Genomic DNA, 9460 nt, shown 5'->3' with positions numbered 1-9460 from the left:
TCCGCGCCGCCGCAAACCTGACCGGAACACTGCAGGAGCAACCCATGGACTGGTACTCGATCGTAAAATTCCTCCACGTCGCCACGGCCATTCTGTGGGTCGGCGGTGGCTTCGTGCTGTTCCTTCTCGGCGTGCTTGCCGAACGGGCGGGCAACATCGAGGAAAAACTGCAGGCGATGCGCGCCAGTGGTCAGCTGGGCGGCAGGTTCTTTGCGCCGATGTCGATGCTGACGCTGATCTTCGGTCTCATCATGTGCTGGTTCTGGGTCGGCTTCTCCGATCTGTGGATCCTGATCGGCCTGGCCGGCTACGCCACGACCTTTTCGATCGGCATGCTCATCTTCAAGCCGACCGGCGAGCGCATGGGCGCGATGATTGCCAAGGAAGGCGTCACACCAGCTGTTCTAGCCATCGGTGAACGCATGATGAGCGCGGCACGCTTCGACTATGCGGTGATGCTGGTGATCATTGCCGACATGGTGCTCAAGCCGACCGTGCATGACATCGGCATCCTCGCCGGCATGGTGCTGGTCGTTGTGGTGGGCGCCACACTTGCCTTTGGCGGCAGCCGCCGCCTCGTTCCGAGCGCAGTCTGACCCCTGGCAGTGAGGACGGCTGGCAGCCGCCTCACCTATTTTACATCAGACCAACAATGCCATCCCAAAGCAGCTTCAGCGCCACCACCGCGACGGTTGCATAGGTGAAGGGATAGAAGGTTTCCGGCCGCATCCGACGCACCAGCCACGCCCCGGCGACGGTCGACAGCGGCGCCAGCGGCATCAGCACCGCCGATGCTGTCAGATTGGCGGTGTCGAACTGGCCGAGCGCGAAATAGGGCACCAGCTTCAGCGCATTGGTGGCGGCAAAGAAGATCGCGGCGGTGCCCGACAGAACTTTCGGATCGAGCCGGATCGGCAAGGCATAGACCTGGAAGGGCGGGCCGCCGACATGGGCGACGAAGCTGGTGAAGCCGGCGACCGTGCCCCAGACGGCGGCGGCCACGCGGTTGGGCGCGGCCGCGTGGTCGGCGCCGTGGCGGAACTGCAGATAGAGCCAGCGCAGGACGAAGATGATGGCGACGGCACCGACGATCAGCCGCACCGCCTCTTCGGTGACGAGTGCCGCCGTCAGCCAGCCGAGGCCGATGCCGATGACGGCGCCCGGCATCATGTCGACCAGCATCTTGCGGTCATAGACACCCCGCCATGCCCACACCGAGACAATGTCCATCAGGCACAGGATCGGCAGCAGGATGGCGGCCGCCTGCACCGGCGGCATGGTCAGCGCCATCAGCGGCACGCCGACAAAGCCGACAGCGCCGCCAAAGCCGCCCTTGGACAGGCCGACCAGAATGACCGCCGGAATGGCGGCCGCGTAGAACCACGGATCGAGAAGCAGGCCTGACATGGGAGGGGACTGGTCCGGAGGGAAAGCGTGTCGACGCTTGAATAGCCCAGAATGCCGGGCGGAGCGACAGCAAATATGAGCGTGGCGGCCGCACATCCGGCCGACGCCGGCCAGTGCCTATCGGCGGGCCGAGACCAGCAGGAACATCGGCCGCTCGAGTTCCTCCGCCAGTTCCGGCTTGGCCGCGATCTGCGCATCGGTCGGGCGGAATTCCTCGACCTGGTCGATGGTGAAACCGGATCGGATCAGGGCGTTGAGCGTGGTGCCGATCGTGCGGTGATGTTTCACCACGCCGTTGGCCAGCCAGTCGGTGCTGCGCGGCCCCTCCACCAGATACTGGTCGACAGGCCATGTCTTTCTTCCCGCGGCATCGATCGACCAGCCAGGATTGGTCGGCGCCATGAAGATCGGATGCTCGGTCGAGAAAACGAAATGCCCGCCGGGCGACAGGGCCTGGTGCACGGTCCCGAACAGACGCCGCACATCCTCGACATAGTGCAAGGCGAGCGAGCTGTAGACGAGATCGAAGCTGGCTTCCGGCAGACTGAGCCGATCGAGATCGGCTGTCTCATAGCTTATCCCAGCATCCGGGCCGGCGGCCCTCGCCCGGGCAAGCATTTTCTCCGACAGATCCAGGCCAAGCACCTGCGCCGCCCCATGCGCGCGGGTCCAGCGGCAGAACCAGCCGAAGCCGCAGCCGAGATCGACAACCCTCAAGCCGCTGACATCGGGCAGCATCGCGCGCAGCGCCGGCCACTCGGCGGCACCATCCAGGCCCTCCACGGAGCGGCCGAGCTGGCTGTAGCCTGCGAAGAAATCCTCGCGGTCGTATATGTTCTGCGCCATTATCGTCTCAGCCTCGTTTGGACCGGCACCCTAACCAACCGGCCGCCGGCTTTCCACCCGCTGCGGCCAGCTCCTCTGAAACCCAGGGCGTGGCCGGCCCGGCTCAGGATGCCTGCGGGACCTTTGCCCTGTCCCGAGAGGTTGCGTCGAGCGGTGGCGGCCGCCGCCGGATCGGTTGCGCCTTGATGATGGCGGTGCTTGTCTCGGCCTTGTCGGCGATGCGGTCGAGAATCCCGTCGAGATCGCCGATCGAGCGCACGAACAGACGGGCGACGAAGCAGTCATCGCCGGTCACCTTGTCGCATTCGCCGAATTCGGGGATCTCCTCGATCAACTTCTGCACGATGTGCAACTTGCCGGGCAGAGGTCGGATGCGCACGATGGCCTGCAAGGTATAACCAAGCGCCAGCGGATCGATCTCGACGGTGAACGCTCGGATGACGCCGCGCTCCTCGAGCCGTCGCAGCCGCTCCGAAACGCTTGGCGACGACAGCCCGACCTGGGCGGCCAGTTCCTTCAGCGAGGTCCGCGCATCCTTGACCAGGATTTCGAGGAGATTTCGGTCGAGATCGTCCAGCATTTTACATTTCCTGCCGATTTGGAACCGTCGCCTAATATAATTAGGCCATTTAACCATACATCCTTTCTCATCCGATGGAAAGCCGCGTAGCCGCATGAGATTATAGCGGTTGCAGGGATACGGAGGTTTGTTGTGAACGAAACAGTGCGCGGCACGGTCGAAATGTCGGCCGCAATGGCGATCCTGGGAACGATCGGATGGTTCGTCGTCCTGTCGGGCCAGCCGATTATGGATGTGGTGTTCTGGCGTTGCGCTTTCGGCGCGCTGACGCTGCTCATCATCTGCACCGCCCTCGGGTTGCTGCGCAACAGGCTGTCGCTGCGCATCATCGGCATCGCTGCGCTCGGCGGCGTCGCCATCGTCGTCAACTGGCTTCTGCTGTTCAGCGCATTCTCGCGCGCGTCGATTTCGATCGCCACCGCCGTCTACAACACGCAGCCCTTCATGCTGGTCGGCTTCGGCGCGCTGTTCTTCGCCGAGCGGCTGACCCTGACCAAGCTGACCTGGCTGGCCATCGCCTTCGCCGGCATGGTGCTGATCGTGCAGTCGGCTCCCGACGCTGGCGATATCGGCACGGATTATTTCACCGGCATCGTCATGGCGCTCGGCGCGGCTTTCTTCTGGGCTGTCGCCGCCATCGTCACCAAGAAGCTCAAGGGCACGCCGCCGCACCTCATCGCGTTGATCCAGGTCTGCGTCGGCGTCATCATGCTGGCGCCCTTCGCCAATCTTTCACAGCTTCCGGCCGATGCCTGGAGCTGGGCCATGCTGGCGACGCTCGGCATCGTCCATACCGGCCTGATGTACATACTCATGTACGGCGCCATCCAGAAGCTGCCTACGCATCTGCAGGGATCGCTGTCCTTCATCTATCCCGTCGTCGCCATTCTGGTCGATGTCGTAGCCTTCGGCCATCGGCTGCATCTGAGCCAGATCGTCGGCGCCACCGCCATCCTGATCGCCGCCGCCGGCATGAATCTCGGCTGGACGCTGTGGAAGAGCAAAACACCCGTCGCGAGCCCGCACCCGATCAAGTGAAGCGCCCCCGCCGGCTGCCGGCGGGTCAAACATCGCGATCCCGGCTGCCCGCCTGTTCAAGGCGGGCACTTTGCTCTATGCCGCAATCCAACCATCTTCGCCCGGCATAGGCGAAACGCGGGACCCGAAGAACCATGAATGACGCAACGCCCCCCAACCGCTGTCGCATCGTACTGATCGCACCGCCAGGCGTGCCGGCGGCCCGTATTGTCGCGGCATTCGAAGGCGGCGACGTCGCTTCGCTGATCCTGCCCGAGAACGGCATGGATGAGGCCTCCTTCCAGGCTTTCGCCGAACAGATCGTGCCGGCGGCGCAGGCCGCCGGAGTTGCTGTCATCATCGCCGGCGACACCCGCATAGCCGGCCGCGTCCAGGCCGACGGCATCCATGTCGAAGTCTCCAAGGCCGAACTCGGCGAGACGATCGAACATTTCCAGGCAAAGATGATGGTCGGCACCGGCGGCGCCAAGACGCGTGACGACGCGCTCGAGCTTGGCGAGACACGGCCCGACTACATCTTCTTTGGCCGCTTCGGCTACGACAACAAGCCCGAACCGCATCCGCGCAATCTGTCGCTCGGCGCATGGTGGGCCGACATGATCCAGATCCCGTGCATCGTCATGGCCGGGTCCGACATCGCCTCGGTGGAAGCCGTGGGCGCCACAGGTGCCGAGTTCGTGGCGCTGTCGAGCGCCGTGTTCGCCGACGGCACCGATCCCAAGACAGCGGTCGCCACCGCCAACGCGCTGCTCGACGAGACCGCGCCGCGCTTCGAGGACTGACGTGCCCTCGGCGAGGCTTCCCTTCCAGGCTCTGCTTGCGGTGCTGATGGTCCAGGCGGCGGCCGCGGAGACCATCCCGCTGCCGCAGCCCAAGCCGGACATCGGCGTGCACACCGACAAGCCGATCGACAAGCCGCTGCCGCAGCCCGCCACCACGGCCGAGCCGGCGCCGCTGCCGTCGGCCGACACCATCAACCCCGACCGCTTCGGCGCAAAACCTGCCGATGCCGCCTATGGCGCCTTCCAGCGCGGTCTCTACAAGACGGCCTACAATCTTGCGCTGGTCCGGGCGCAAAACGGCGACCCGGCGGCGCAGACGCTGGTGGCCGAGATCCTGTCGCGCGGGCTCGGTGTGCCGCTCAATTCTGCGGAAGCGGCGAAATGGTATGCGCTGGCCGCCGAACAGGGCGTGCCGGAATCACAGTTCCAGTATGCGCTGATGCTGCTCGACGGCCGCTACGTCAAGAAGGACGAAAAAGGGGCCTATGCGTTGATGCAGGCCGCCGCCGAAGCCGGCAACCGGCTGGCGCAGTTCAATTTCGCGCAGATGCTGGTCCAGCAGGACCCCGGTGACGCCGGCATAGCCAAGGCGGTCTCCTACTATGAGCGCGCGGCCGCGACGGGCCTTGCCGACGCGCAATATGCGATGTCGCAGATCTACGCCAATGGCGTCGGCGGCAAGCCGCGCGACGATGTGCAGGCAAGGCGGCTGCTGGCGCAGGCGGCACGGCAGAATTACGACACCGCGCAGATCGATCTCGCCGCCTGGATGATCGAAGGCCGTGGCGGGGCGCGCGATCTGAAATCCGCCTTCGGCTGGATGAAGCAGGCGGCGGAGGGCGGCAACGTCGCCGCCCAGAACCGCCTCGCCAAGCTCTATATGCAAGGCATCGGCACCGATCCGGACCTGGTCCTCGCCGGTGCCTGGTATGTCATTGCCCGCCGCGCCGGCCTCATCGATCCGCAGATGGACGATTTCCTGCAGGGGCTGAGCGACGACGAGACCAAGCAGGCCCTGCAGAAGGCGAACCGCCTGCCCTGACGGCGGCTCGAACCAGTCATTGCACGTCCGACCTTGGCTCCATTGCTTGGCACCAACCTGCCCGCTCCCTTGCCTCTTCTGACGATTTGTGGTCTTGGGAGCCCGAAATCGCTTTCCCAGCGAACATCCCATACCGACGGCCAGGCCGTTGGTATCCATTCCGGATCATCTCATCATGGCCAAGATCAATGGCAACGAAATCCGTCCCGGCTATGTCATCGAGCATGATGGCGGCCTTTGGGTGGCGGTCAGGACCAACACCGTCAAGCCCGGCAAGGGCGGCGCCTACAATCAGGTCGAACTGAAGAACCTCATCAACGGCACCAAGCTCAACGAGCGCTTCCGCTCGGCCGAGACGGTCGAGCAGATCCGGCTCGATCTGAAGGACTTTTCCTTCCTGTACGCGCAGGAAGACGCACTGGTGTTCATGGACACCCAGAGCTACGAGCAGCTCGAATTGAACAAGGACTTCGTCGGCGATCGCGCTGCGTTCCTGCAGGACGGCATGATGGTGACGGTCCAGCTCTACGAAGAGAGGCCGATCGGCATTTCGCTGCCCGACTATGTGACCCTGACCATCACCGAGGCCGACCCGGTGGTGAAGGGCCAGACGGCGGCTTCGTCCTACAAGCCGGCGATCTTGGAGAACGGCATTCGTGTGCTGGTGCCGCCATTCATCGGCGCCGGCGAGCGCATCATCGTCGACACCAACGAAATCACTTACGTGCGCCGCGCCGACTGATGCATGTCGCCCAAAAGTGGCCCCGGTTTTGGGTCACCGACATGCATCAAGCCAGAGCTTAAGTGCAGCACCAGGAAGAACCACTATGGCACGCTCAGCCCTCCTTAACGTCATGGTCCAGGCCGCAATGAAGGCCGGCCGCTCGCTGTCGCGCGACTTCGGCGAGGTGCAGAACCTGCAGGTCTCGATGAAAGGCCCCGGCGACTATGTCAGCCAGGCCGACCGCAAGGCCGAGGACATCGTCTTTGCCGAGCTGTCCAAGGCACGGCCGGGCTATGCCTTCCTGATGGAAGAGCGCGGCGCGGTCGAAGGCGACGACGGCCAGCATCGCTGGATCGTCGACCCGCTCGACGGCACCACCAATTTCCTGCACGGCATCCCGCTCTTTGCCGTTTCGATCGCGCTGGAACGCCAGGGGCAGATCGTCGCCGGCGTCATCTACAATCCGGCGATGGACGAGCTCTACACCTGCGAACGCGGCGGCGGCGCCTTCATGAACGACCGCCGCTTGCGCGTCGCCGGCCGCATCAAGCTGGTCGACACGGTGATCGGCTGCGGCATGCCGCATCTCGGCCGCGGCCACCACGGCAATTTCCTCGTCGAGCTGCGCAACGTCATGGCCGAGGTTTCCGGCGTCCGCCGTCTCGGCTCCGCCTCGCTCGATCTCGCCTATGTCGCGGCCGGCCGCATGGATGGATTCTGGGAGACCGGCCTGTCCGCCTGGGACATCGCCGCCGGGCTGCTGCTGATCCGTGAAGCGGGCGGCTTCGTCTCCGACATGGACGGCGGCCAGGACATGCTCGACAACGGCTCGGTTGTCGCCGGCAACGAGGTCATTCAACGCGCGCTGCTGAAGGCCGTGAAGAAGCCGCTCCCCTCTCGTTGACAGGCAAGCACGGTGACGGCACGCCGCGCTGAAGCGCCGCAGTCGTAAAACCGCAAACAAGACTTGAAATACTGCTTGGCTAGCGCCCAGATTTGGAGTGCGCGGCGCAGGAAATCCGGCAGTGAACGACATCAAGCCCACCCCCGACATCCCGTTCATCGGACGCTGGCACTATTCGCGCGCCGAGATGATCGCCGACGGCATCGTCCACGCGGTCGGCATCGTGCTGGCGATCTCGGCCGGTTCCGCACTGCTGGCGCTGGCGGCCTTTCGTGTCGGACCGGGCGAATACATCGCCGCCGCCTTCTACGTGGTTTCGCTGCTCACCGTGCTGTCGGTGTCGATGACCTACAATTTGTGGCCGGTGTCGTCGCCTGCAAAGTGGGTGTTGCGGCGCTTCGACCACGCCGCGATCTATCTGCTGATCGCCGCGACCTATACGCCTTTCCTGGCCCAGCTCGAAGGCTCGCCGCTGGCGCGCTGGATGATCGTCCTGGTCTGGACCGCAGCAGCACTTGGCATTGCCATCAAGGTGTTTTTTCCCGGCCGCTTCGACCGGCTCGCCATCGTCTTCTATCTCGCCATCGGCTGGAGCGGCATCGTCCTGGTCAAGCCGCTGGTGCAGACGCTGCCGACGACATCGATCGCCCTCATCGTCGCCGGCGGCATCGTCTACTCCTGCGGCGTCATCTTCTTCGCCTGGAAGGGGCTACGCTTCCACAATGCGCTGTGGCACGGTTTCGTCGTCACCGGCGCCGGCCTGCATCTGGCCGCCATGGTCGACTGTCTGGTCATCAATCGCCTCTGACACGGTACAGCAATATTGCCAGGACAATCGGGTGAATGAAAAATTCCTCGGTCGAGCCGAACAGGCGGTGATTTCCATTTTTGCGCAGCGAAAATGGCAAGGCCGAACGGCCGTCGGCGCTTATGCGCCGTAAGCCAAGGGCGCGGATGCGCCCGCCCGGCGCTTGAGGGGAGAAAAAGGAAAGGGCAAGCGGGTTCACCCGATTGCCCTGGCAATATTGCCAAGCGCCATTCAATTTGGTCACAATTCCGTTTAGAGTCGCGGTCTACGTGATCGGCGGCGGCATCGGAAACGGGGCACGGATGGCTTTTCTCAAATCCTTCGGCATGGGCAGACGTTCTGATGTCCTGATCTACGATCCGCACAAACTGTCGAGCCCGCAGGTCTTTCTGCTGACCATGGTGATCTTCCTGGTCATCGTCGCCTTCATCGCCGCCATCCTGACCCGACAGATCTCCACCGCCTTTGGCAGCAATCCCGGCCTCAACGGCCTGATCGTCGGCGTGCTGGTGGTCGGCATCCTGTTGGCCTTCGCCCAGGTCGGACGGCTGTTTCGCGAAGTGCGCTGGGTCAACTCCTTCCGTGCCGGCTCGGAGACCACCGAACCGGTGCTGCTGGCACCGATGAAGGCGATGATCGGCCGCTCCTCGGCGACGGCCTTCTCGACCAGCTCGATGCGCACCATGCTCGATTCCATCGCTACACGCCTCGACGAAAGCCGCGACACCTCGCGCTATCTCGTAGGCCTGCTGGTGTTCCTCGGCCTGCTCGGCACCTTCTGGGGCCTGTTGAACACCATCGGCTCGATCCGCGAAACCATCGAATCGCTCGATCCCGGCACGGGTGATGCCGCCGCGGTGCTCGATTCGCTGAAGCAAGGGCTTTCGGCGCCGCTGGCCGGAATGGGCACGGCCTTCTCGTCCTCGCTGTTCGGCCTGTCCGGCTCGCTGGTGCTCGGCTTCCTCGACCTGCAGGCCGGCCGCGCGCAGACGCGCTTCTACACCGAGCTTGAGAACTGGCTGTCCTCGGTCACCGACCTGTCGTCCGACATCGTCGTCTCCGACCCGGCCAAGGCAGAATCCTCCGACGAGATCCGGGTTTTGTCGGAACGGCTGCGCAGCATGCAGGAGAATGGCGGCGGCTCCAATCCGCGCGTCGCCACTGCCATGGCCAATCTCGCCGACGGCATTTCCGGCCTGGTCAAGAACATGCGCTCGGAGCAGCAGATCATGCGCGACTGGGTCGAGGCCCAGTCCGACGAGCAGAAGGCGATGCGCAACACGCTGGAAAAGATCGCCGACGCCCTGAAGAAGCCCGGGGTCCACTAAC

12 protein-coding genes are annotated in these 9460 nt (G+C 64.2%); 8 read left to right on the top strand and 4 right to left on the bottom strand.

Annotated elements, in window-relative coordinates; translation table 11 throughout:
• The first annotated feature begins 44 nt into the window (after nucleotides 1-44).
• A complete protein-coding gene (locus HB777_32280) occupies nucleotides 45-596 on the top strand; it encodes a DUF2269 family protein (protein ID QND68166.1) in 552 nt (183 codons plus the stop codon).
• Between the two features lie 40 nt (nucleotides 597-636).
• On the opposite strand, the gene HB777_32275 is transcribed toward HB777_32280, so the two are convergent.
• From HB777_32275 to HB777_32265, 3 genes are all read right to left on the bottom strand, one after another.
• Nucleotides 637-1407, bottom strand: a complete 771-nt coding sequence (locus tag HB777_32275) for a sulfite exporter TauE/SafE family protein (GenBank protein QND68165.1) — start codon at nucleotides 1405-1407, stop codon at nucleotides 637-639.
• Nucleotides 1408-1524: 117 nt separating this feature from the next.
• Complete coding sequence (locus tag HB777_32270) at nucleotides 1525-2253, bottom strand: class I SAM-dependent methyltransferase (GenBank protein QND68164.1); 729 nt, start codon at nucleotides 2251-2253, stop codon at nucleotides 1525-1527.
• Nucleotides 2254-2356: 103 nt separating this feature from the next.
• Nucleotides 2357-2833 (bottom strand): Lrp/AsnC family transcriptional regulator, encoded by a 477-nt coding sequence (locus HB777_32265; GenBank protein ID QND68163.1) that lies wholly within the window; start codon nucleotides 2831-2833, stop codon nucleotides 2357-2359.
• 132 nt (nucleotides 2834-2965) lie between these two features.
• Between HB777_32265 and HB777_32260 the strand changes: the two genes are divergently transcribed.
• From HB777_32260 to HB777_32235, 6 genes are all read left to right on the top strand, one after another.
• Complete coding sequence (locus HB777_32260; protein QND68162.1) at nucleotides 2966-3871, top strand: DMT family transporter; 906 nt, start codon at nucleotides 2966-2968, stop codon at nucleotides 3869-3871.
• A 134-nt stretch (nucleotides 3872-4005) separates the two neighbouring features.
• Nucleotides 4006-4653, top strand: a complete 648-nt coding sequence (locus HB777_32255) for a thiamine phosphate synthase (GenBank protein ID QND68161.1) — start codon at nucleotides 4006-4008, stop codon at nucleotides 4651-4653.
• A 1-nt stretch (nucleotide 4654) separates the two neighbouring features.
• A complete protein-coding gene (locus tag HB777_32250; protein ID QND68160.1) occupies nucleotides 4655-5695 on the top strand; it encodes a sel1 repeat family protein in 1041 nt (346 codons plus the stop codon).
• A 175-nt stretch (nucleotides 5696-5870) separates the two neighbouring features.
• Nucleotides 5871-6437, top strand: a complete 567-nt coding sequence (gene efp, locus HB777_32245; GenBank protein QND68159.1) for an elongation factor P — start codon at nucleotides 5871-5873, stop codon at nucleotides 6435-6437.
• Between the two features lie 85 nt (nucleotides 6438-6522).
• Nucleotides 6523-7323 carry an inositol monophosphatase gene (locus tag HB777_32240; GenBank protein QND68158.1) on the top strand — a complete coding sequence of 267 codons (801 nt, stop codon included), beginning with the start codon at nucleotides 6523-6525 and terminating at the stop codon, nucleotides 7321-7323.
• Nucleotides 7324-7444: 121 nt separating this feature from the next.
• Nucleotides 7445-8131: a hemolysin III family protein gene (locus HB777_32235; GenBank protein ID QND68157.1), complete on the top strand. Its 687-nt coding sequence runs from the start codon at nucleotides 7445-7447 to the stop codon at nucleotides 8129-8131.
• On the opposite strand, the gene HB777_32230 is transcribed toward HB777_32235, so the two are convergent.
• Entirely contained in the window at nucleotides 8118-8330 is a 213-nt protein-coding gene (locus HB777_32230; GenBank protein ID QND68156.1) for a hypothetical protein, read from the bottom strand. The genes HB777_32235 and HB777_32230 overlap by 14 nt on opposite strands.
• A 103-nt stretch (nucleotides 8331-8433) precedes the next feature.
• Between HB777_32230 and HB777_32225 the strand changes: the two genes are divergently transcribed.
• The gene (locus HB777_32225; GenBank protein ID QND68155.1) at nucleotides 8434-9459 is read left to right on the top strand and encodes a flagellar motor protein MotA; all 1026 of its coding nucleotides are present in this window, start codon (nucleotides 8434-8436) and stop codon (nucleotides 9457-9459) included.
• Nucleotide 9460: the final 1 nt, after the last annotated feature.

Origin of the sequence: Mesorhizobium loti, assembly GCA_014189435.1 — a bacterium.
GTDB classification, from domain to species: domain Bacteria; phylum Pseudomonadota; class Alphaproteobacteria; order Rhizobiales; family Rhizobiaceae; genus Mesorhizobium; species Mesorhizobium loti_G.
The sequence above is the reverse complement of the archived record's forward strand: the minus strand, read 5'-3'. Positions and strand labels throughout refer to the sequence as shown.